This is a genomic window from Bacillus sp. B4EP4a (assembly GCF_006680105.1).
In the GTDB taxonomy this organism is placed as follows: Bacteria; Bacillota; Bacilli; order Bacillales; family DSM-1321; genus Peribacillus; species Peribacillus simplex_E.
On sequence record NZ_VHIK01000011.1, the window covers coordinates 1 to 244 of the forward strand.

1 protein-coding gene is annotated in these 244 nt (G+C 45.5%); it reads left to right on the plus strand.

The features are described 5' to 3' along the window. Nucleotides 1-35 precede the first annotated feature (35 nt). On the plus strand, nucleotides 36-244 hold a 209-nt coding region (locus FNK51_RS06170), incomplete at its 3' end, for an SH3 domain-containing protein (protein ID WP_286178584.1).

A 244-nucleotide genomic window follows, 5' to 3' on the forward strand; every position in this document is an offset into this window, starting at 1 on the left:
CGAAATATGTAAACGTAAGCTCTGGAACGCTCAATATGAGAAAAAGCGGATCGGAAAGCGCGAACATAGTCGCAAAGCTTTCAAAAGGAACGAAAGTGACGGTCTATTCGGAATCCAAAGGTTGGGCCAAGGTCAAAGCCAATGGAAAAGACGGCCATGTCAGTGCCAAATATCTATCGACGGCAAAGCCAGGATCGGGATCAACGGCAGTAACGCCTGAAAAAACGACAACGAAATATGTAAA